23 protein-coding genes are annotated in these 21,795 nt (G+C 59.8%); 19 read left to right on the top strand and 4 right to left on the bottom strand.

Annotation, left to right across the window (positions count from 1 at the left end; genetic code table 11):
• Window positions 1-12 precede the first annotated feature (12 nt).
• The 11 genes from D8U70_RS11380 (at window position 13) to D8U70_RS11325 (ending at window position 11,884) form a co-directional block, all read left to right on the top strand.
• Window positions 13-573 (top strand): DUF1285 domain-containing protein, encoded by a 561-nt coding sequence (locus D8U70_RS11380; protein WP_122707405.1) that lies wholly within the window; start codon window positions 13-15, stop codon window positions 571-573.
• A gap of 192 nt (window positions 574-765) precedes the next feature.
• Entirely contained in the window at window positions 766-1,482 is a 717-nt protein-coding gene (locus tag D8U70_RS11370) for a FadR/GntR family transcriptional regulator (RefSeq protein ID WP_122751501.1), read from the top strand.
• A 133-nt stretch (window positions 1,483-1,615) separates the two neighbouring features.
• Window positions 1,616-2,491, top strand: a complete 876-nt coding sequence (locus D8U70_RS11365; RefSeq protein ID WP_073472286.1) for an SMP-30/gluconolactonase/LRE family protein — start codon at window positions 1,616-1,618, stop codon at window positions 2,489-2,491.
• Window positions 2,492-2,761: 270 nt separating this feature from the next.
• Entirely contained in the window at window positions 2,762-3,580 is an 819-nt protein-coding gene (locus D8U70_RS11360; RefSeq protein WP_073472288.1) for an SDR family oxidoreductase, read from the top strand.
• 137 nt (window positions 3,581-3,717) lie between these two features.
• Window positions 3,718-4,722, top strand: coding sequence for a substrate-binding domain-containing protein (locus tag D8U70_RS11355; RefSeq protein WP_016770973.1), 1,005 nt, complete (start codon window positions 3,718-3,720; stop codon window positions 4,720-4,722).
• Between the two features lie 53 nt (window positions 4,723-4,775).
• On the top strand, window positions 4,776-6,323 hold the full coding sequence (gene araG / locus D8U70_RS11350; RefSeq protein WP_130928904.1) for an L-arabinose ABC transporter ATP-binding protein AraG: 1,548 nt from the start codon (window positions 4,776-4,778) through the stop codon (window positions 6,321-6,323).
• Window positions 6,324-6,335: 12 nt separating this feature from the next.
• Window positions 6,336-7,304, top strand: coding sequence for an L-arabinose ABC transporter permease AraH (gene araH / locus D8U70_RS11345; protein WP_038861078.1), 969 nt, complete (start codon window positions 6,336-6,338; stop codon window positions 7,302-7,304).
• A gap of 272 nt (window positions 7,305-7,576) precedes the next feature.
• Window positions 7,577-8,290, top strand: coding sequence for a GntR family transcriptional regulator (locus tag D8U70_RS11340; protein WP_016770970.1), 714 nt, complete (start codon window positions 7,577-7,579; stop codon window positions 8,288-8,290).
• The gene (locus D8U70_RS11335; RefSeq protein WP_130928903.1) at window positions 8,287-9,285 is read left to right on the top strand and encodes an ADP-ribosylglycohydrolase family protein; all 999 of its coding nucleotides are present in this window, start codon (window positions 8,287-8,289) and stop codon (window positions 9,283-9,285) included. The genes D8U70_RS11340 and D8U70_RS11335 overlap by 4 nt, the downstream gene beginning before the upstream one ends.
• 210 nt (window positions 9,286-9,495) lie before the next feature.
• Window positions 9,496-10,962 (top strand): cytosine permease, encoded by a 1,467-nt coding sequence (locus D8U70_RS11330; protein WP_130928902.1) that lies wholly within the window; start codon window positions 9,496-9,498, stop codon window positions 10,960-10,962.
• Complete coding sequence (locus D8U70_RS11325; RefSeq protein WP_130928901.1) at window positions 10,955-11,884, top strand: PfkB family carbohydrate kinase; 930 nt, start codon at window positions 10,955-10,957, stop codon at window positions 11,882-11,884. Before D8U70_RS11330 ends, D8U70_RS11325 begins: the two co-directional genes overlap by 8 nt.
• 145 nt (window positions 11,885-12,029) lie before the next feature.
• Here D8U70_RS11325 and D8U70_RS11320 read toward each other — a convergent pair whose 3' ends face one another.
• The 4 genes from D8U70_RS11320 to D8U70_RS11305 form a co-directional block, all read right to left on the bottom strand.
• Window positions 12,030-12,410: a Rho termination factor N-terminal domain-containing protein gene (locus D8U70_RS11320; protein ID WP_130928900.1), complete on the bottom strand. Its 381-nt coding sequence runs from the start codon at window positions 12,408-12,410 to the stop codon at window positions 12,030-12,032.
• Window positions 12,411-12,471: 61 nt separating this feature from the next.
• Window positions 12,472-12,729 (bottom strand): hypothetical protein, encoded by a 258-nt coding sequence (locus D8U70_RS11315; protein WP_016770967.1) that lies wholly within the window; start codon window positions 12,727-12,729, stop codon window positions 12,472-12,474.
• A 44-nt stretch (window positions 12,730-12,773) separates the two neighbouring features.
• Window positions 12,774-13,118, bottom strand: coding sequence for a hypothetical protein (locus D8U70_RS11310; RefSeq protein ID WP_130928899.1), 345 nt, complete (start codon window positions 13,116-13,118; stop codon window positions 12,774-12,776).
• Between the two features lie 108 nt (window positions 13,119-13,226).
• Window positions 13,227-13,880: an HD domain-containing protein gene (locus D8U70_RS11305; protein WP_130928898.1), complete on the bottom strand. Its 654-nt coding sequence runs from the start codon at window positions 13,878-13,880 to the stop codon at window positions 13,227-13,229.
• 225 nt (window positions 13,881-14,105) lie between these two features.
• On the opposite strand from D8U70_RS11305, the gene D8U70_RS11300 reads away from it, so the two are divergent.
• The 8 genes from D8U70_RS11300 to D8U70_RS11260 all read left to right on the top strand — a co-directional run bounded on the left by D8U70_RS11300 (window position 14,106) and on the right by D8U70_RS11260 (window position 21,763).
• Window positions 14,106-14,585, top strand: coding sequence for a GNAT family N-acetyltransferase (locus D8U70_RS11300; protein WP_016770628.1), 480 nt, complete (start codon window positions 14,106-14,108; stop codon window positions 14,583-14,585).
• A gap of 159 nt (window positions 14,586-14,744) precedes the next feature.
• Window positions 14,745-15,407 carry a hypothetical protein gene (locus tag D8U70_RS11295; RefSeq protein ID WP_130928897.1) on the top strand — a complete coding sequence of 221 codons (663 nt, stop codon included), beginning with the start codon at window positions 14,745-14,747 and terminating at the stop codon, window positions 15,405-15,407.
• Entirely contained in the window at window positions 15,404-15,898 is a 495-nt protein-coding gene (locus D8U70_RS11290) for a PAAR domain-containing protein (protein ID WP_073472301.1), read from the top strand. The genes D8U70_RS11295 and D8U70_RS11290 overlap by 4 nt, the downstream gene beginning before the upstream one ends.
• A 6-nt stretch (window positions 15,899-15,904) precedes the next feature.
• Window positions 15,905-16,645, top strand: coding sequence for an alpha/beta hydrolase (locus tag D8U70_RS11285; protein WP_071173197.1), 741 nt, complete (start codon window positions 15,905-15,907; stop codon window positions 16,643-16,645).
• A 777-nt stretch (window positions 16,646-17,422) separates the two neighbouring features.
• Window positions 17,423-18,412, top strand: coding sequence for a 2-dehydro-3-deoxygalactonokinase (locus tag D8U70_RS11275; protein WP_130928896.1), 990 nt, complete (start codon window positions 17,423-17,425; stop codon window positions 18,410-18,412).
• A 19-nt stretch (window positions 18,413-18,431) separates the two neighbouring features.
• Complete coding sequence (locus D8U70_RS11270; RefSeq protein WP_071173195.1) at window positions 18,432-19,052, top strand: 2-dehydro-3-deoxy-6-phosphogalactonate aldolase; 621 nt, start codon at window positions 18,432-18,434, stop codon at window positions 19,050-19,052.
• Between the two features lie 60 nt (window positions 19,053-19,112).
• Entirely contained in the window at window positions 19,113-20,261 is a 1,149-nt protein-coding gene (gene dgoD / locus D8U70_RS11265) for a galactonate dehydratase (protein WP_016770960.1), read from the top strand.
• Between the two features lie 191 nt (window positions 20,262-20,452).
• The gene (locus D8U70_RS11260; RefSeq protein WP_130928895.1) at window positions 20,453-21,763 is read left to right on the top strand and encodes an MFS transporter; all 1,311 of its coding nucleotides are present in this window, start codon (window positions 20,453-20,455) and stop codon (window positions 21,761-21,763) included.
• The last annotated feature ends 32 nt before the right edge of the window (window positions 21,764-21,795 follow it).

Here is a 21,795-nt window from a genome sequence, read left to right as displayed (position 1 = left end):
AAGGAGTACGCCATGAGTGACCCGCAAACAGCCAATGACCTGCTGGGGCAGATCCCCAAGACCAAAGGCCTGCCACCGGTGCATTTGTGGAACCCGGATTTCTGCGGCGACATCGACATGCGCATTGCCCGCGACGGCACCTGGTACTACCTGGGTACGCCGATCGGGCGCAAGCCGATGGTCAAACTGTTCTCCACCATCATCCGCCGCGACGGCGATGATTATTTCCTGATCACCCCGGTCGAGAAGGTCGGCATCAAGGTCGATGATGCGCCGTTCGTAGCGGTTGCCGTGGAAGTGCAAGGCGAGGGCGAGGCGCAGGTTTTGCGCTTTACCACCAATGTCGAGGAAACCACCGAAGCAGGGACTGAGCATCCGATCCGTGTCGAGATCAATCCTGAGACCCAGGAGCCTGCGCCTTATGTGCATGTGCGCAGCAACCTTGAAGCGCTGATTCACCGCAATGTGTTTTACCAGTTGGTGGAACTGGCGGTGAGCCGCGAGATCGATGGTCAGCGCTGGTTGGGCGTGTGGAGTGGCGGCGAGTTCTTTCGCATCGGTCTGGAACCCTGACACAACATCAAAATGTGGGAGCGAGCGTGCTCGCGAACGCGCTGTATCAGTCGCCAGCAATGTTGACTGACGCGACGCTTTCGCGAGCAGGCTCGCTCCCACAATGGTTTGCGCAAGCTGAAAAAATCCGATTGACTGTTATTCGTATGATGATTAGCGTAGGCACCCATCGCGATTCGCCTTGAGGTGTTCATGTCCAGCAGCTTTCATGCGTCGACCGTTGACTGGCTGGGCAGCTGGATTGCTGCCGGTCAGGTCAAGCCGGGGCAGACCATCAAGGTCGAGGCGGATCTGGGCGAACAGCTTGGTGTCAGCCGCACGGTGATTCGCGAAGCCATCAAAACCCTCGTCGCCAAAGGCATGCTCGAAGTCGGGCCGAAAGTCGGCACGCGAGTGTTGCCGGTGCGGCGCTGGAATCTGTTCGATCCGCAAGTGGTCGGTTGGCTATCGCGCAACGGCTTGCCGGAAAACTTCGTCGATGACCTGCTGGATTTGCGCCGCACCATCGAGCCGATGGCGGTGCGCTGGGCCTGTGAGCGCGCAACGCCGGAGCAGATCGAAGCGGTGCAACTGGCTTTCAATGCACTGGAGCGTGCGGTCGACAGTGGCATCGATTACAACCGTGCCGACCAGGCCTTCCACGAATGCATCCTGGCCGCCAGCCATAATCAGTTCATCGAACAAATGGTCCCGGCCCTCGGCGCGTTGCTGGCGGTGTCGTTTGAAGTCTCCGCCGCCGACCCCGATGAACTGCGCCGCACCTTGCCGATCCATAAAGACATGGCCGACGCCATCGTCGCGCGCGATTCGACTCGTGGCGTGTGGGCGTGCATGACCTTGATCGACAACGCCGATCTGGCGATAAAACGCTTTTACCCGAAAGTCATGGCCAATAGAAAAGCTAGCTGAAAATGTCGAGACATCCTGTGGGAGCGAGCTTGCTCGCGAATGCGTCAGGTCAGATAAATCATCATTGACTGACACTCCGCCTTCGCGAGCAAGCTCGCTCCCACAGTAAAACAACAACTCAGAAGGACTTGATATGCCGTTCACCGCCCTGACCCAACACCGCGCGCAACTCGGCGAAGGCCCGTTCTGGGATGCGCCGACCCAGGCGTTGTACTGGGTCGATATCGCCGGTAAACAAGCGTTGCGCCTGATCGGTCAGAACGTGCAGATCTGGCAGATGCCCGAGCACATCTCCGCCTTCATTCCTTGCGCCAGCGGCGATGCGCTGGTCACGCTGAGCAGCGGTGTCTATCGGCTGGATCTCGATTCGCCCGGCCTCGAGCCACGCTTGACGTTGTTCTGCGTCGCCGACCCGCAACCAGGCAACCGGCCCAACGAAGCCCGTTGCGATGCCTTGGGCCGGTTGTGGTTAGGCACCATGCAGAACAACATCGGCGAGCACGGTGAGGATCTGCCGCTGGTGCGCCGTTCCGGAGGCCTGTTCCGCATTGATCCCGATCAGCGCGTGACACCGCTGCTGCTCGGTCTGGGCATCCCCAACACCCTGCTGTGGAGTGACGACGGCACCACGCTGCTGTTTGGTGAAAGTCTCGACAGCACACTCAATCGATATTTCATCCGCACCGACGGCAGTCTCGATGCGCCGCAGGTGTTCTACTCGTCCGATCGACACGGTGGTCCCGATGGCTCGGCGATGGACGCCGAAGGCTACGTGTGGAATGCACGCTGGGACGGCAGTTGCCTGTTGCGCCTGACGCCGGACGGGCAGGTGGATCGCAAAATCGATCTGCCGGTCAGTCGCCCGACCAGTTGCGTGTTCGGTGGCGAAGACTTGAAAACCTTATTCATCACCAGCGCCAAGAGTCCACTGAATCATTCATTGGATGGCGCGGTGCTGAGCATGCGCGTCGACGTTGCAGGAAAACCCTGTACGCGTTTTGCTGGCTAGATCCCAAAATATGGGATGCAAAATTATATATTGAGATTATTTGGCGGTCGGGTTTATAGTCGGCTCCAGCAGTAACACGCACTCACACTTAAAAAGAACAAAACAGGTGAAGTGATGCAGCGAATTCTTGTCGCCCGCGCAAGCGGGATCCGCCTTTCGCCACGGCTCAATGCCGCCGGCGATGCTTGCCTGTTTGTTTTGCCGAGCCGTCAGAACCGGACATCGACCGATGCCCGGTTTTTTTGCGCCTGCGTGCAGGAGGCCTGAGCCATGGCTGAAGCGCTGACATTGCCGGCAGTGCCGGCCCCGCCGAAAGGCGAGCGCCTGAAAAACAAGGTCGTGCTGCTGACCGGGGCCGCTCAGGGCATCGGCGAAGCCATCGTCGCCGCCTTCGCCTCGCAGCAAGCCAGATTACTCATCAGCGATATCCAGGCCGACAAGGTCGAGCAGGTCGCCGCTCACTGGCGCGATCAGGGCCATGACGTGCAGGCGCTCAAGGTCGACGTATCGAATCAGCAGGATCTGCATGCCCTGGCCCGACGCGCCGTGGAATTGCATGGCCGCATCGATGTGTTGGTCAACTGTGCCGGGGTCAATGTGTTCCGCGATCCTTTGCAGATGACGGAAGAAGACTGGCGCCGCTGCTTCGCCATTGACCTGGACGGCGCCTGGTATGGCTGCAAAGCGGTGCTGCCGCAGATGATCGAGCAGGGCGTGGGCAGCATTATCAACATCGCCTCGACCCATTCCAGCCAGATCATTCCCGGTTGCTTCCCGTACCCGGTAGCCAAGCACGGCTTGCTCGGCCTGACCCGCGCTCTCGGCATCGAATACGCGGCCAAAGGCATTCGCGTCAACGCCATCGCGCCGGGCTACATCGAAACGCAGCTGAACGTCGATTACTGGAATGGCTTTGCCGATCCGCATGCCGAGCGTCAACGCGCCTTTGACCTGCACCCGCCCAAGCGCATCGGCCAGCCGATCGAAGTGGCAATGACGGCGGTATTTCTGGCCAGCGATGAGGCACCGTTTATCAACGCTTCGTGCATCACCATCGATGGTGGCCGCTCGGTGATGTACCACGACTGAACAAAACGGATTTCCAGCGCTGAACTACGCTTGAAATCCAATCATCATACGATATGACTATTTTCAAACAGCTTCACTGAGAAAACGCTTCAACGCTTTTCAAACCTTGCTCAAAAAAAATAACAAGGAGTCATCTGATGAAACGTCGTTTCGGGATTCGTACCCTGTGCAGCACTGCCCTGGCGGTCACTGCGTTCAGCCTGAGCAGTGCGCTGCTCGCCGCCGACGCGGTGAAGATCGGTTTTCTGGTCAAGCAGGCCGAAGAACCGTGGTTCCAGACCGAATGGGCTTTTGCCGAAAAAGCCGCCAAGGACAAAGGCTTTGAACTGATCAAGATCGCCGTGCCGGATGGCGAGAAGACCCTCTCGGCCATCGATAGTCTGGCCGCCAACGGCGCCAAGGGTTTTGTGATCTGCCCGCCTGACGTGTCCCTCGGCCCGGCCATCATGGCCAAAGCCAAGATCAACGACTTGAAAGTGATTGCCGTCGACGACCGTTTCGTCGATGCCAACGGCAAGTTCATGGAAGACGTGCCGTACCTGGGCATGGCCGCGTTTGAAGTCGGCCAGAAGCAGGGCGCCGCCATGGCTGCCGAAGCGAAGAAGCGTAACTGGGACTGGAAAGACACCTACGCGGTGGTCAACACCTACAACGAACTCGACACCGGCAAGAAGCGCACCGACGGTTCGGTCGATGCCCTGAAGAAGGCCGGCATGCCGGAGGACCACATCCTCTTCGCCGCGCTGAAAACCCTCGACGTACCGGGCAGCATGGACGCCACCAACTCGGCGCTGGTGAAACTGCCGAGCGCGGCGAAAAACCTGATCATCGGCGGCATGAACGACAACACCGTGCTCGGCGGCGTGCGCGCTACCGAAGCGGCAGGCTTTGCCGCGAGCAACGTGATCGGCATCGGCATCAACGGCACCGACGCCATCGGCGAATTGAAAAAGCCTAACAGCGGCTTCTTCGGTTCGATGCTGCCAAGCCCGCACATCGAGGGCTACAAGACCGCCGAGATGATGTACGAGTGGATCACCGCTGGCAAAGAGCCGCCGAAGTACACCGCCATGGATGACGTCACCCTGATCACCCGCGAAAACTTCAAGCAAGAGCTGGAAAAAATCGGCTTGTGGAACTGAGGCAGCGACGGCCCGGGCAGCCGGGCCGTTTTTCGGTGTGAAGAGGTGGCTTTATGCACGCGCAAGTACAGACACAAGAACAACATGGCGCCAGCGGCAGCCTGCGCTTCAACGGGATCGGCAAGACCTTTCCCGGCGTGAAAGCGCTCGACGGCATCAGCTTCGTCGCCCACCCCGGCCAGGTTCATGCCTTGATGGGCGAGAACGGCGCGGGCAAATCGACCCTGCTGAAGATTCTCGGTGGTGCTTACATTCCGAGCAGCGGCGAGCTGCAGATCGGCGATCAGGCGATGGCCTTCAAGTCCACCGCTGACAGCATCGGCAGCGGCGTCGCGGTGATTCACCAGGAACTGCATCTGGTCCCGGAAATGACCGTGGCCGAGAACCTGTTTCTCGGGCATCTGCCGGCGAGTTTCGGCCTGATCAATCGCAGTGAGCTGCGCCAGAAAGCCTTGAATTGCCTGAAAGGCCTGGCCGACGAAATCGATCCGCAAACCAAGGTCGGACGCTTGTCGCTGGGGCAGCGGCAGTTGGTGGAAATCGCCAAAGCGCTGTCGCGCGGCGCTCACGTTATCGCGTTCGACGAACCGACCAGTAGTCTCTCGGCACGCGAGATCGACCGCTTGATGGCGATCATCGGTCGTCTGCGCGACGAAGGCAAAGTGGTGCTCTACGTGTCCCATCGCATGGAAGAAGTTTTCCGTATTTGCGACGCCGTCACCGTGTTCAAGGACGGCCGCTACGTGCGTACCTTCGAGGACATGAGCCAGTTGACCCACGATCAACTGGTGACCTGCATGGTCGGCCGCGACATTCAGGACATCTACGATTACCGCCATCGCCCGCGTGGCGCCGTGGCGTTGAAAGTCGACGGCCTGCTCGGCCCGGGCCTGCGCGAGCCGATCAGTTTCGAAGCGCACAAAGGCGAAATCCTTGGCCTGTTCGGGCTCGTCGGGGCAGGGCGCACCGAGCTGTTTCGCCTGCTCAGCGGCCTGGAGCGCAACACCGCCGGCCGTCTCGAATTGCGCGGTCATGAGCTGAAACTGCGCTCGCCCCGTGACGCGATTGCCGCCGGCATTCTGCTCTGCCCGGAAGATCGCAAGAAAGAAGGCATCATCCCCCTGGCCAGTGTCGCCGAGAACATCAACATCAGTGCCCGTGGTGCGCATTCCGGGCTCGGCTGCCTGATTCGCGGCCTGTGGGAAAAGGGCAACGCCGACAAGCAGATCAAGGCCCTGAAAGTAAAAACCCCGCACGCCGGCCAGCAGATCAAGTTCCTTTCTGGCGGCAATCAGCAGAAGGCGATTCTCGGCCGCTGGCTGTCGATGCCGATGAAAGTCCTGCTGCTCGACGAACCGACCCGTGGCATCGATATCGGCGCCAAGGCCGAGATCTACCAGATCATTCATAACCTCGCCGCCGACGGTATTTCGGTGATCGTGGTGTCCAGCGATCTGATGGAAGTGATGGGCATTTCCGACCGCATCCTGGTGCTGTGCGAAGGCGCCCTGCGCGGCGAAGTCAGCCGCGACCAGGCCAATGAATCCAACCTGCTGCAACTGGCTTTGCCACGCCACCGCGCTGACGGCGTGGCGAACTGAGAGGTGACTATGATGACTACGCAAAACGAAACCCTGCCGACCGAGCGCAAACCGCTGGACCTGCGGCGCTTCCTCGATGACTGGGTCATGCTGCTGGCGGCGATCGGCATCTTCGTCGCCTGCACATTGCTGATCGACAACTTCCTCTCGCCGCTGAACATGCGTGGCCTGGGCCTGGCGATTTCCACCACCGGCATCGCCGCGTGCACCATGCTTTATTGCCTGGCGTCCGGGCACTTCGACCTCTCGGTCGGCTCAGTGATCGCCTGTGCCGGCGTGGTCGCGGCGGTGGTGATGCGTGACACCAACAGCGTGTTTCTCGGGGTCAGCGCAGCACTGGTGATGGGCCTGATCGTTGGTCTGATCAACGGCATCGTGATTGCCAAGTTGCGCGTCAATGCGTTGATCACGACGCTGGCGACCATGCAGATCGTTCGCGGTCTGGCCTATATTTTTGCCAACGGCAAAGCGGTCGGTGTGTCGCAGGAATCGTTCTTCGTCTTCGGTAACGGCCAGCTGTTCGGTGTGCCGGTGCCGATCCTGATCACCATTGTCTGCTTCCTGTTTTTCGGCTGGCTGCTGAACTACACCACCTACGGGCGCAACACCATGGCCATCGGTGGCAACCAGGAAGCGGCGTTGCTGGCGGGCGTCAACGTTGACCGGACCAAGATCATCATCTTCGCCGTGCATGGTTTGATCGGTGCGCTGGCGGGTGTGATTCTGGCCTCGCGGATGACTTCCGGGCAGCCGATGATTGGTCAGGGTTTTGAACTGACGGTGATCTCGGCTTGCGTACTGGGCGGGGTTTCGCTGAGTGGCGGCATCGGCATGATTCGCCATGTGATTGCCGGGGTGTTGATTCTGGCGATCATCGAGAACGCGATGAACCTGAAGAACATCGATACGTTTTATCAGTATGTGATTCGGGGTTCGATTCTGTTGCTGGCCGTGGTCATTGACCGCTTGAAACAACGGTAACGTCAAAAGCTACCCCTCACCCCAGCCCTCTCCCAAAGGGCGAGGGGGCCGACCGAGGTGTCTTGCGTAATCCGTCGACCTGAAAGCTCTCGTCGATTATGGATTCGGCGAAGCACTTTCAGGTCGGCGTATCTCTTGAGCATCCCCCATTCAGTCCCCTCTCCCTCCGGGAGAGGGCTAGGGTGAGGGGCTCTTGATTTTGCCCTCTCCACCGGTCACCTCGCTCAAATTTTTGTTGCCCGCCACGCACCGTTTCGGTTATCAATTTGTACATGATTAGACAGGTACGATTCGACAAGAAACAACGGGTGGTCGACGAGCTCGTCCGACGCATCGAGAGCGGCCTCATGGAGGACGGTTTTCTGTTGCCCGGCGAACATCAGTTGGCTCAAGAATTCCAGGTCAGCCGTGGCACCTTGCGTGAGGCGCTGGCCGAACTGAAGCGGCGTAATTACATCGCCACGCAGAGCGGTGTCGGCTCCATCGTCACTTTCGACGGTGTCGCGCTGGATCAGCGCAGCGGCTGGGCGCAGGCGTTGGCAGACAGCGGGGCGCTGATCAATACCGAAGTGTTGCGCCTCGAAGCCGTGACTCGCCCGGATCTGCTGGTGCGTTTCGGCACCGATCAATTCATCACCCTCGACCGTCGCCGGCGCGCCACCGACGGTACGCTGGTGTCTCTCGAACGATCCTTGATGCCGGCCAACGGCGGCCTGGAAAGCCTGCCCCGCGTTGGCCTGATCGACAATTCCCTGACCATCACCCTGGCCGCCTACGGCTACATCGGCGAGCGCGGCGATCAGTGGATCGGCGCCGAGCCGCTGAATGCCGAAGACGCCGAGCTGCTCGGCCGTCCGGTCGGCACGGTGTTTCTAAAAGCCCTGCGCACCACCTACGACCGGCAGAACCGTTTCATGGAACAGGTCGAAAGCCTGCTCGACCCGGTGCACTTTCGTCTGCACCTGCAATTCGGAGAATCGAAATGACCGCGCTCAACCGTGCGCTTGGCGCTTTCTATGGTCTGGCCCTGGGTGACGCGCTGGGCATGCCGACGCAATCGCTCGATCGCGAAACGATCAAGGCGCGCTTCGGCCAGATCACTGATCTGCAAGACGCCGGCCCACTGCAACCGATCGCCGCGAACATGCCCAAGGGCTCGATCACCGATGACACCGAACAGGCGATTCTGGTCGGTGAATTGTTGGTCGAAGGCCAAGGCCGCATCGAACCGGCGGTCCTCGCCCAGCGCTTGATCGAATGGGAAGCCGAGATGCAGGCCAAAGGCTCGCAGGACTTGCTCGGCCCGTCGACCAAGCGCGCCATTGAAATGATCCTCGCCGGGCATTCCCCGGAAGAAGCGGGGCGCTACGGCACCACCAATGGCGCGGCGATGCGCATTACCCCGGTGGGCATTGCCGCGAACGTGGCCGATCCGCAGCGCTTCATTGCAGCGGTCGTGCAGGCTTGCCAAGTGACGCATAACACCACGCTGGGAATTTCCAGTGCGGCGGCGGTGGCGGCGGTGGTCTCTGCTGGCATCAATGACGTCGATCTCGGCGAGGCGCTGAACCTCGGCCAGCAGATCGCCCAGCAGGCCGAAGCCCACGGGCGTTGGTTGGCTGGCGGGCGCATAGCCTCGCGTATCAGTTGGGCGCGCAGTATCAGCGTCGACAGCGACAAAGCATTGCTTGCCGATCTGCTCTATGACGTGATCGGTACATCGGTGGCGTCGCAGGAGTCGGTGGTGGTTTCATTCGCCCTGGCCCAGCAAGTGGCCATCGGTGAGATGACGGCATTCGAAGCGCTGTGCATGGCTGCCAGCCTGGGCGGCGACACGGATACCATCGCGGCGATTCTTGGCGCTATGCTCGGGGCTTGCCTGGGGCTTGAGTGCTGGCCGGAGCCGATGATCGAAACGGTGAAAGCTGTTAATCAGCTGGAGCTTGAGCCTTTGGTGCAGGGGCTGTTGGCCTTGCGCTGATTGGGCTGCCGCCTTCGCGAGCAAGCTCGCTCCCACATTGGATTTGTGGCGTTCACATACCCTGTGGGAGCGAGCTTGCTCGCGAAGGCCGCACTGCATAGTCGAATACTTAACCCGCAATGGATCGCACAGACAGGCCTCGGAAGGCCGGTTGTCTTGTCGTTTTGCATCATTGCCACAACCACAAAAAAGGCAAACAGGAGCATCTTCATGAGTTCATCAACCGCCGGGCAAAGCGTCGGGCAATTGGAAACCCGGGGCATCGAGCCGGTGCCGGAGGCGGAGTGCAACGGTCATCCGCTGCAACTGTTCTGGGTCTGGTTTGCGGCGAATATTTCCATCCTCGGCCTGCCGCTGGGCGCGACACTGGTGGCGTTTCGCGGATTGGCGATCTGGCAGGCGATCATCGTCGCGATTCTTGGTGCCGCCGGTTCGTTTGCCGTGGTCGGGATCATTTCGATTGCCGGGCGGCGTGGCCGCGCGCCGAGCCTGACGCTGTCCCGGGCAATTTTCGGCGTGCGCGGCAACATCGGCCCGACGCTGGTTTCGCTGATGTCGCGTCTGGGTTGGGAAACCGTCAACACCACCACCGCCGCGTTCGTGCTGTTGTCGCTGTGCTCGATCCTGTTCGGCTCGCCGGTCGAGGCGAAAAGTGCGCCGATACTGACGCTGATCTTTATCGCCATCTTCGTCCTGCTGACCTTGTCAGTGTCCGGCCTCGGCCACGCGACTTTGCTGGTGATCCAGAAGTGGGCGACGTACGTGTTCGGTGCGCTGAACATTCTCGTCGGTGGTTTTCTCTGCGCGACGATCGACTGGAGTGCGGTGTTCAACGCCACGCCAGCACCGCTGAGCGCAATGATCATCGGCATCGGCACCATGGCCGCCGGCACTGGTATCGGCTGGGCCAACGCTGGCGCTGACATGTCGCGCTATCAGCATCGCAGCGTCAAGGCTGTGCGCCTGGTGGCGTCGGCGGCGTTCGGCGCAGGGATTCCGCTGGTGCTGCTGATCACCCTCGGCGGCTTGTTGTCGGTGGGCAACAATGATCTGGCGTCGGCGACTGATCCGATCGTGGCGATCCGCGACATGCTGCCGACGTGGATGGCCGTGCCGTACCTGATCACCGCGTTCGGCGGTCTGCTGCTGTCGAACAACCTGTCGGTGTACTCCGCCGGCCTGACCACGCTGACCCTGGGCCTGAAGGTCAAACGGGTCTACGCGGTAGTGGTGGATATCGTCGCGATCTTCGTCGGCTCGATCTACTTCATGCTGATCGCCGACAGTTTCTACGGCCCGTTCATCACCTTCATTTCCCTGCTGGCAGTGCCGATCACTGCCTGGGTGGGGATCTTCGTAGTCGACCTGATTCACCGTCACTACTACAGCCCCAAAGACCTGCTCGACGTCGGCCCGAGCAGCGCCTATTGGTATCGCGGCGGCATCGAGTGGCGCGCGTTTGGCGCCTGGGCGATCGCCATCGTCCTTGGTTTCAGCTTCACTACCATCGGCACCACGGCAGAAAACGTCTGGTTCAAGGGCGTTCTGTCCGACTCCTGGCTGGGCCACAACGGCCTCGGCTGGATCGTGACCTTCGTCGTCGCCGGTGGCATTTACCTGATACTTGGCGGCGCGAAAGATCGTCGCGCCGCGCAACCCGAGAATGCTCATGCCTAAGATGTTGCACACCGGCCAGGTCATCATCGACCTGGTCATGGCCGTGGAAAAACTGCCGCAGATTGGCGGCGACGTGCTGGCGCAGTCGGCGGGGTTCGAAGCCGGTGGCGGCTTCAACGTGATGGCCGCTGCGGTGCGTAACGGTCTGCCGGTGGTTTACCTCGGTCGCCATGGCACGGGGCGTTTCGGTGACCTGGCGCGCCAAGCGATGCAGGCGGAAGGTATCGGCATCGGCATCCGCGAACCGGCCGAGCGCGACACCGGTCTGTGTGTGGCGCTGACCGATGCCTCGGCTGAACGCAGTTTCATTTCCTACATCGGCGCCGAAGGCGAGGTGACCGGGGAGGACCTTAACAGCGTGGCTGCCGAGCCCGGCGATTACGTTTATCTCAGCGGTTACAGTCTGCTGCACGAGGGCAAGGCGCAGGCGTTGCTCGACTGGACGCTGGCGCTGCCGGCGTCGGTCAATGTGGTGTTCGATCCGGGGCCGTTGGTGGAGTCGCCCGATTCGCCAATGATGCAGACGTTGCTGCCGCGCATTGATGTGTGGACCAGCAACAGTGTCGAGGCGCTGCGGTTTACCGGAGCCGATGAGATTGGTATAGCGATGGATCGCCTCGCGGAACTGCTGCCGGAAAGTGTGCTGATGGTGGTGCGCGACGGGCCGCAGGGTTGCTGGATTCAGCAGCGGGGCGAGCGTCGACAAGTGCCGGGGTTTGTTGTCAAAGCGGTGGACAGCAATGGCGCCGGTGATGCGCATGCCGGGGTGTTTGTTGCTGGATTGGCGCAGGGGTTGGAGGCACCGGAAGCGGCGCGGCGGGCCAATGCGGCGGCGGCGCTGGCGGTGACTCGCTGGGGACCGGCTACATCGCCGGGGGCGGGTGAGGTGGATGCTTTTATCTGTCAGTCCTGCCGCGACTGACATGAGGCCTTCGCGAGCAAGCTCGCTCCCACATTGGATCTACGTCGTACACAAATCTTCTGTAGGAGCTGCCGAAGGCTGCGATCTTTTGATCTTGAAAAGCAAAAGATCGCAGCCTTCGGCGGTTCCTACAGTGGGCGTCGTTCTAGCTCGCCTTGCGCAACGCCTCGATCAACTCCTGCTTGCGCATCGATGAGCGCCCCGGAATATTCTTCGCTCGGGCTTCCTTCATCAGGCTATCGACAGTCTGCGTATCCTTCGAAGTTTCGCTGTTACGCGAATGTCCCTTGCGACTGACCACCGCGCGCCGCGACGACTCTTTGCGATCTTCCGACTTGGCACTGGCGGGCTTCTTGCGTCCCGAACCGCCGGACTTCTCGCCGCCACCGGATTGTTTGTTCACCGTCGCCCAAGCGCGCGCCTCAGCCTCATCTTTCGACACGCCCTTTTTCTCATAGCTGTCTTCGATGTGTTCGGCTTTGCGCTTCTGTTCGCTGGTGTATTTGTCTTTGCTTCCACGAGGCATGGGATTTCTCCTCAAGTTGCGGATCCGGCCGCTCGCCGCTTCGACGGCGAGCGGCTTGGCACTACTGCAGATCCAGTTTGCGCGCCGCTTCGACGCCGGCAGAACTCAGCTTGATCGGCAGGTTCAGCGAGTGTTCACCCGCTTCGCTCATGGTCACATGACCATGATGAATCAGCCCGCGATCCTGCAGGGCGGCGAGGGCGCTGGCCACGACTTTCTCGCCCCGGTAATTGTCCAGCACCTCTTTGCCCAAACCGTTGGGATGCGCGTGCAGCAGGCGGGTGAGGACTTCTTTTTCCAGGTCTTTGTCGACGTTCATGGTTACCTCTTCATGGGAGTGAATAGGGCGCTCGCGTCGGCGAACTACTGACCGGCACCTTCGGAACCGGAGCCACCTGTGGTGGTTTTCGAGCCGACACCGGGGCCGGCATTGTCAGGCGCAGTGGCAGGAGAATCAGGCGTGTTCATGCCACCCTGACGCCCCGGGTCACTGCCTTGAGTGCGCGGGTCGGTGCCGGTGGCGGGTGGCTGATTGATCAGCGGCATGCCGGAGCCATCGGTGTTCATTCCGGGGGCACTGTTGATGGCGGGCGCGCGTGGCGGGGTCGGATCGGTAGGGCCAGTGCCCGCTGCCGTGGACGAGGCGGCGAACACCGCAGGGCAAAGCAGGGCGCTGAAGACTAAAGCGGTCAACCTTGACGAGATCATAGGGCTTCTCCAGTGATTGGAATCCTTACACTTGGTTGGTCAGCCCTGATGACGGATTGGTGCCTGATGATCGACGAACGGTCTTCGCCGGGGTCATGTGGCTGCTGTTCAGACGATGCCAATTTCCTCCTTGAACTGCTCCATGAAACCCTTCAGTCGTTGATGACGAATGTGCGCCAGGCGCTGACCGGTCACCGTTTGAAAACCGTCGGCCAGATGTAGCAGTTTGGTCTGGAAATGATCGAGGCAAAAACGCGTGTCATCGTACTCACGCTCAAGCGCTTCGGGATCCTGCGAGTCGTACAGCGCCGAGCCCATGCGCCCGGCCACATAAAAGGTTCGGGCAACACCGAGCATGCCCAGCGAGTCGAGGCGATCGGCGTCCTGGACGATTTTCGCTTCGAGAGTGATTGGGGTGATGTTGGCAGAGAAGCTGTGGGCTTCGATGGCGTGGGCGACGTTGCTGATTTTCTCGTTGGGCCAGTCCAATTCCTTCAGCACGGAAGAAGCTTTGTCCGCTGCCAGACGCGAAGCTTGCGAGCGTAGCGGCGAGTTTTTTTCGACCGATACGCAGTCGTGCAACAGCACCGCTGCGAGCAAAACCTCCAGATCGCCGCCTTCGGTTGTATGCAGGGTGCGTGCGGTGTGCCAGACCCGCTGCAGGTGGGCGATGTCGTGGGCGCCGTCATCTGACGACTCCAGTGTGTGCCGAATCAGCGCTGATGCCAGTGCTTCCAACGGCGCAAAACAGTTAACGGTCATAAGCATCCTTTCAGAATTTGCGATATCAACTGTGGGAGCGAGCCTGCTCGCGAAAGCGTCATTTCAGTCAGACGTTGATTCAACTGACAGAATGCTTTCGCGAGCAGGCTCGCTCCCACAAGGGCAACAGTGTTCAGCAAATTGGGCAGATCAGTATGTTTGCCATGTGACGAGTGCCGCTGCGCGCCTTAGTATGGCGCTTTAATTTGCAGACAAGGCCCGTTCATGACGATCGAAATCCGCCCGGCGACCCCCAGCGATGCGCCGCAAATCCTCACCTTCATCACCGAACTGGCAGATTTCGAGAAGGCCCGTCACGAAGTCATCGCCAGCGTCGCTGACATCGAACGCAGCCTGTTCGGCGAAGGCGCCACCGCCCACGGCCTGATCTGCCTGCGCGACGGCTTGCCGATCGGCTTCGCGGTGTTCTTCTTCAGTTATTCAACGTGGCTGGGCAGCAATTGCCTGTACCTCGAAGACCTCTACATCACCCCCGAACAACGTGGCGGCGGCGCCGGCAAAACCCTGCTGCGCCACTTGGCAAAAATCGCCTGCGCCAACGACTGCGGCCGCTTCGAATGGAGCGTGCTGGAATGGAACACCCCGGCCATCGAATTCTACAAGTCGCTCGGTGCGCAACCGCAGGAGGAATGGGTGCGGTATCGCATGGATGGCAAGGTGTTGCGCGAATTTGCCGAGGGCTGAGCACAATGATGGCAATCTACTACTGATTCAGTTGTCGCCACCGCTCTAGTCCGGCATTCTGTGCGCCATTTTTGCGCGCTCACGGACGACACCTGCAATGCATCTGGCAAAATTTCTCCGCGCCTGTGGAGCCCTCGCTGCGTCAATGAGTGACCAGCTATGAGCGGACTGCAGGCGTCCATGCGTCTGTATGGTCTGGTGAAAACCACCGGCTCTTCTGACGACCCGAATCGACAGGCTGTCGAAATTCTCTGCATGGCCCAGCGCACTGGCGGCCTGGCTATACGGGCTTTCGTGTCGCGGCTTGATGCCGAGTTGATGACGCGCAGTGCCGACCTTGGCGACTACCGCGTGGTAGCGCTGAGAACCTTTGATCCCACAGCGATTATCGACGCCCATCAAGGCTGGCTGATGCTGCACGTCAGTTGCGGCTTCGTCGCTCTCGCCGGTCATTCTCTGTTGAAAAACGGTGCGTTGATCCCGATGGGCTGGCACGTCTACTCCGAAGTAGGGCGCTGGACCTCCAGGCATCATCTGGACCTTGGCGTGGAAATGGGCGACTTGCTGCAATCGACTTTCGAGCGCAATCACCTGCGTAACTACAACGCCTGGCTCAACGAACTTGATGATGCAACGCCTGCCGAGTTGAGTTGGCAAGCCAACGAAGCCTGGCGTGCCATACAAACCGCGACAGCACCTGAAAGCCGTGAGCATTGTCATGCTCTGTTCGACCCGGTCGATAATCGCTGGCGCTTTGTCGCGACCGACATCGACATCTATCAGCCATCCCCGGCACCCCTTAAGCAAGGAGCTTTGAATTGAGTGGTAAACCCGCAGCTCGCGTCACCGACCCAACCGCCTGCCCACTGCCAGGTCACGGCACCAACCCGATTGTCTCCGGCTCGCCGAACGTATTCTTCGACGGCCTCGCTGCTGCACGCATGACCGATAAATCAGCGTGTGGCAGCCCTATCACCGGAGCGGTCTCCGGCACTGTTTTCATTAACGGCCTGAATGCCGCGATGCTCGATAGCACTGGTGGGCATGGCAATGTCGTGATCGGTGGCTCGGGCACGGTGATCATCGGCCAAAGTGGGGGAGGGGCCGCATTTAGTGGGCTGTTGCCGATGCCGGTGCATTTCACTGACAGGTTGCAAGTAGTCAATCAGGACACCGGAGAGCCGGTCTCTTATCACCCTTACATCATTCAGCGGGGTGACGGCAGTGAAGAGTCTGGCGTGACGGATGCGGCGGGATTTACCCATACCGTCAGTTCGCACCTGGCTGAGACGATTAAATTATTTGTGGAGTAATTAGAGATGGCAAATGGAAGTGCTACAGCAGAGGCTCCACCACCGCCAATGGCGAAAAGGGATCCGGTGAGTCATACACTTACTTGCAAGACAGATCAATCGGTCAAGCAAGTAACAGTAAGCGTCCGCGATGCAATGGTTTTTCTTGTTGGTGGAGCTGGCGATCAGGAACGGTATTACGTTGATGGTCCCAATCACAATGTCGACTATGTGCGAGACATGGTCGACGCGGACATCGAAGCGCTGGAAATACAGAAATCTTGTACGACGTTGCCTCTTGGTTATAACTCATTTATGAGTGAGGAGGATTTGGAGCGTAACGTTATTCGAAAAATTCCAAGTTGCAATACTGCGATTTATATCATTGGCCACAGTTTGGGCGGCTGGAACGGTGCTCATTTGTCTGCGATTTTAACCGAGCGCGGTTTCAAAATAAAAATTTTGGTGACCCTGGATCCCGTAGGACACGGCAAAATCGTATATGGTATTTCGAAAATATATCGTCAGGTTCCCAAGCCTAAAGCGCAGTATTGGGTAAATATCAGGGCAGCTGCGGTCGATTGGAACCTGTCAGATCTGGTTGCAGACTTCGGTGAGCAATGGGAGATCTCCGAAGGACCGAACGTCATGGGGCGGCTCGATATCAATCACGCAGATGCCAACTCTATGTATGCTCACGCCTTGCCCGGTGGAAAGTCAGCGCGACAGATTGTAGCGGAGTCAATATTCAAATGGATTAAGGGGTAACTACCTGTGAAGGTTTTAATCTTGACAATATGTATGTCGGTACTCTCGGCTTGTTCTTTGAATCATGGTCGGCCCATTGCTAACCTCAAATACGAAAAGACAGAGCGGCTTCGTACTACCGGAATTTATCAAGTTTATTTCAAGTCCGACGTGGAACTTCTCGGCCTGTTCAAGTCGTCTATAGGGCGTGGGCTGGTCTGCTCGTTGACGAATGACCTTGATTTCTCTCAGGCACACCGAATTAAACAGTCCGGCTTCGGGTTTATCGAGAGAGTTTCGCCGGACTCGTTAATCTATAGAGCAGATGTCATTTTTGACGAGTCGGTAGACGATGAGGGGGGAGAAAGGCGCCTGAAAGGGGAAACACTGGATCCCTTTTTAAAAGCCAGAGATTCCTTTTCCTGTGTTTATAGAGTCCACTCCACTACATACAAGACGTATTTTTCCAAGATTATGCGGGTACCTAGCGCGGATTTGCTGACAACTGGACCTGCAAAATAAAAAGTATCCCGTCCGGCCTTGCCTCTTTCGAGGGCCGCTCTCCCTGAGTATTTCCCGACCGCAGCGGCATGGCGAACCTTGCATTTTTGTCCGTGCAAGCCTGACTCGGCCCTTCGATCGCCATCGTTGCAGCCCAAGAGGGGGCGCTTTGAGTGAGGTGATACCGTTACTGTTGATTTTCCCATAATGTGGGATTGATATTTATATATTGAGATTTCCCGTCCCTCGGGTTTATAGTCCATCGCACTCACTGCCAAAAACAAAACAGGTGAAGCGATGCAGGCGCAATTAATCGCGCTCGATTGGGGGACGACCTCATTACGTGCTTACAAACTCGCGGCGGACGGTGTGGTGCTCGAGCAGCGTGCGCTGTCGTCCGGGATCATGCAGTTGCCCAAGACCCCGCGAATCATCCACGGCCGTGAATGCGCCGATGGTTTTGAACTGGCCTTCGACGAAGCCTGTGGTGACTGGCTCGATGCGCAGCCGGATCTGCCGGTAATCGCTTGCGGCATGGTCGGCAGTGCACAGGGCTGGCGCGAGGCGGCTTACTGCGAGACGCCGGCCGACGTCGCCCATCTCGGAAATTCCCTACAAACCGTTGTCAGTCTTCGCGGTACGCCGGTGCATATCGTCCCGGGCGTGATCCAGCGTTCGCGTCTGCCCAACGTGATGCGCGGCGAAGAAACCCAAGTCCTCGGCGTGCTGCAAAGTCTGCCGGCCGAGGCGGGTAACGATCTGTTGATCGGCCTGCCCGGCAGCCACTCGAAATGGGTGGAAGTGGTCGATGGCCGCATCACCCATTTCGACACGTTCATGACCGGCGAAGTCTTCGCCGTGCTCAGCGAGCACAGCATCCTTGGCCGTACCCAGCAACCGAGCGCGACCTTCGACGCGCAGGCGTTTGATCGCGGCGTGCAAATCGCGCTGTCGACAGATGCCGAGCTAGGTGTGCTGTCGACCTTGTTCAGCGCCCGTACCCTCGGCCTGACCGGCGAACTGAACCCGAGCGCTCAGGCAGATTATCTGTCCGGCCTGATGATCGGCCATGAGCTGGCCGCGCTCGCCAATGTGCAGCGGCGCCGGCGCAATCAAGCGAATCTTCCATCGATTGTGCTCATCGGCAATGCGCAATTGTGCTCACGCTATCGACGCGCCCTCGACGCCTGCGGCTTTGCTCAGGTGACGCTGGCCGAGCAGGCCACCGAGCGTGGCCTGTGGCAACTGGCGCGCGCCGCCGGACTGATCGATTCCTCATCCCGTTAACCCTGACTGGAGGCCTGACATGCTCAAGCAAGCACTGGCACAAAACGGTCTGATCGCGATTCTGCGTGGCCTGCAACCGCAGGAAGCGGCGGCTGTCGGTGAAGTCCTGTATTCCGCCGGATTTCGCGTCATCGAAGTACCGCTCAATTCCCCATCGCCGTACGAAAGTATCCGCATCCTGCGTGATGCGCTGCCCGCCGATTGCCTGATCGGTGCCGGCACGGTGCTCAGCCCCGAGCAGGTCGAGCAGGTCAAAGCGGCTGGCGGCCAAGTGATCGTCATGCCGCACAGCGATGCCAAGGTGTTGCGCGCGGCGAAAGCGGCGGGGCTGTACCTGTCGCCTGGCGTGGCCACGCCGACCGAAGCCTTCGCCGCATTGGCCGAGGGCGCGGACATTCTCAAGCTGTTTCCGGCCGAGCAAATGAATCCGGCCGTCGTCAAAGCCTGGCTCGCGGTATTGCCAGCCGGCACGGTGCTGGCGCCGGTCGGCGGCATTACGCCGGACAACATGCAGGCCTTTATCGATGCCGGTGTGAAAGGTTTCGGCCTCGGTTCCGGCCTGTTCAAACCGGGCATGACGCCCGAGCAGGTGGCGGTCAATGCCAAGGCCTACGTGGCTGCCTGGAAAGCCCTGCGTTAAGAATTTTGGCGCTGTGTGCGCTGCATCTAATAAAAGCTGCATTTACAAAAGAGAGCAGAGATGAAAATCACCAAACTCACGACCTTCATCGTTCCGCCGCGCTGGTGCTTCCTCAAGGTCGAAACCGACGAGGGCGTGACCGGTTGGGGCGAGCCTGTGGTCGAAGGGCGCGCGCATACCGTAGCTGCTGCGGTGGAAGAATTGTCCGACTACCTGATCGGCAAAGACCCACGCAATATTGAAGACATCTGGACCGTGCTCTATCGCGGCGGCTTCTACCGTGGCGGCGCGATTCACATGAGCGCGCTGGCCGGTATCGACCAAGCGCTGTGGGACATCAAGGGCAAGGCCCTCGGCGTGTCGGTCAGCGATCTGCTCGGTGGCCAGGTGCGCGACAAGATTCGTGTCTATTCGTGGATCGGCGGCGACCGTCCGGCCGACACCGCGCGTGCGGCGAAAGAAGCAGTGAGCCGTGGTTTCACGGCGGTAAAAATGAACGGCACCGAAGAACTGCAGTTCCTCGACACCTTCGAGAAAGTCGACCTCGCCCTGGCCAACGTTGCCGCCGTACGTGATGCGGTGGGGCCGAACGTCGGTATCGGCGTCGACTTCCACGGCCGCGTGCACAAGCCGATGGCCAAGGTGCTGATGAAGGAGCTCGACCCGTACAAACTGATGTTCATCGAAGAACCGGTGCTCAGCGAAAACTACGAAGCGCTGAAAGAACTGGCGCCGCTGACCAGCACGCCGATTGCCCTCGGCGAGCGGCTGTTCTCGCGTTGGGACTTTAAACGGGTGTTGAGCGAAGGCTACGTCGACATTATCCAGCCGGATGCTTCCCACGCTGGCGGCATCACCGAAACCCGCAAGATCGCCAACATGGCCGAAGCCTACGACGTCGCGCTGGCGCTGCATTGCCCGCTGGGACCGATCGCCCTGGCGGCGTGTTTGCAACTCGACGCGGCTTGTTACAACGCGTTTATCCAGGAGCAGAGCCTGGGCATCCATTACAACGAGAGCAACGACTTGCTCGACTATGTGAAGGATCCGCGCGTCTTCGACTACGACCAAGGCTTCGTCAAGATCCCGAACGGCCCGGGGCTGGGCATCGAGATCAACGAGGAATACGTGATCGAGCGTGCCGCCGTCGGCCACCGCTGGCGCAACCCGATCTGGCGTCATGCCGATGGCAGCTTTGCCGAGTGGTGAGTCTCTGACTCGCTAGCATCAGATCGTTCCCACGCTCTGCGTGGGAATGCCTCAATGGACGCTCTGCGTCCGCTGCTGGGACGCGGAGCGTCCCGGGCTGCATTCCCACGCGGAGCGTGGGAACGATCAGTTCTCCGAGGGAGAGGAGATCTGCGTCATGACCTCAACAAACATAAAAAGAGGCATCTCTCATGCAAACGCACACCCTCTCCGGGCAGGCGTCTTTAGTCACGCCTAGCCGCAAGCGATTTTTCATCATGGTGTTGCTGTTCATCACCGTGGTCATCAATTACCTCGACCGCAGCAACCTGTCGATTGCCGCGCCGGCGCTGACCAGTGAGCTGGGCATCGATCCGGTTCACGTCGGTCTGATCTTCTCCGCCTTCGGCTGGACTTACGCTGCCATGCAGATCCCCGGCGGCTGGCTGGTCGATCGCGTGCCGCCGCGCATCCTTTACAGCGTCGCGCTGCTGCTGTGGTCGGTGGCCACGGTGATGCTCGGTTTCGTCAGCAGCTTCATCGCGCTGTTTGTGCTGCGCATGGCCGTCGGTGCGCTGGAGGCGCCCGCCTATCCGATCAACAGCCGCGTGGTCACCACCTGGTTTCCTGAGCGCGAGCGCGCCACGGCGATCGGTTTCTACACCTCCGGACAGTTTGTCGGCCTGGCCTTCCTGACCCCGGTGCTGGCGTGGCTGCAACATGCATTCGGCTGGCACATGGTGTTCGTCGCCACCGGTGCGGTGGGCATTCTCTGGGCAATGATCTGGTACGCGGTGTATCGCGAGCCGCGCGATTTCAAAGGCACCAATCAGGCGGAAATCGACCTGATCCGCGAAGGCGGCGGGCTGGTCGATATCCAGGCCGAGGCGGCCAAGGTCAAAGCCAAATTCAGTTGGACCGATCTGGGCATCGTCCTCAGCAAGCGCAAGTTGTGGGGCATCTACCTCGGCCAGTTCTGCCTGAACTCGACGCTGTGGTTCTTCCTCACCTGGTTTCCGACCTATCTGGTGAAATATCGCGGCATGGACTTCATCAAGTCCGGTCTGCTCGCATCGCTGCCATTTCTTGCCGCGTTCGTCGGCGTGTTGTGCTCGGGATTCTTTTCCGACTTCCTGATCCGGCGCGGCTACACCGTGGGCTTCGCGCGCAAACTGCCGATCATTGGCGGGCTGCTGATTTCGACTTCGATCATCGGCGCCAACTTTGTCGAGTCGACGCCGCTGGTGATTGCCTTCCTCGCCCTGGCATTTTTTGGCAACGGTCTGGCGTCGATCACCTGGTCACTGGTGTCGACGCTGGCACCGGCGCGGTTGCTCGGTCTGACCGGTGGCGTGTTCAACTTCATCGGCAACCTGTCGGCGATTGCTACGCCGATCGTGATCGGCTTCCTCGCCAGCGGCGATTCGTTCGCGCCGGCGATCACCTACATCGCCGTGCTCGCACTGGTCGGTGCCTTGTCCTACGTGCTGCTGGTGGGCAAGGTCGAGCGTATCGAGTTGTAGTGCTCAGTCTCGGGCGACCATAATGCCGCCCG

Source organism: Pseudomonas sp. Sample_20 (genome assembly GCF_004307585.1).
Lineage (GTDB): Bacteria > Pseudomonadota > Gammaproteobacteria > Pseudomonadales > Pseudomonadaceae > Aquipseudomonas > Aquipseudomonas atacamensis.
Note: the sequence above shows the minus strand (reverse complement) of the source record. Positions and strands in the feature narration are given on the sequence as shown.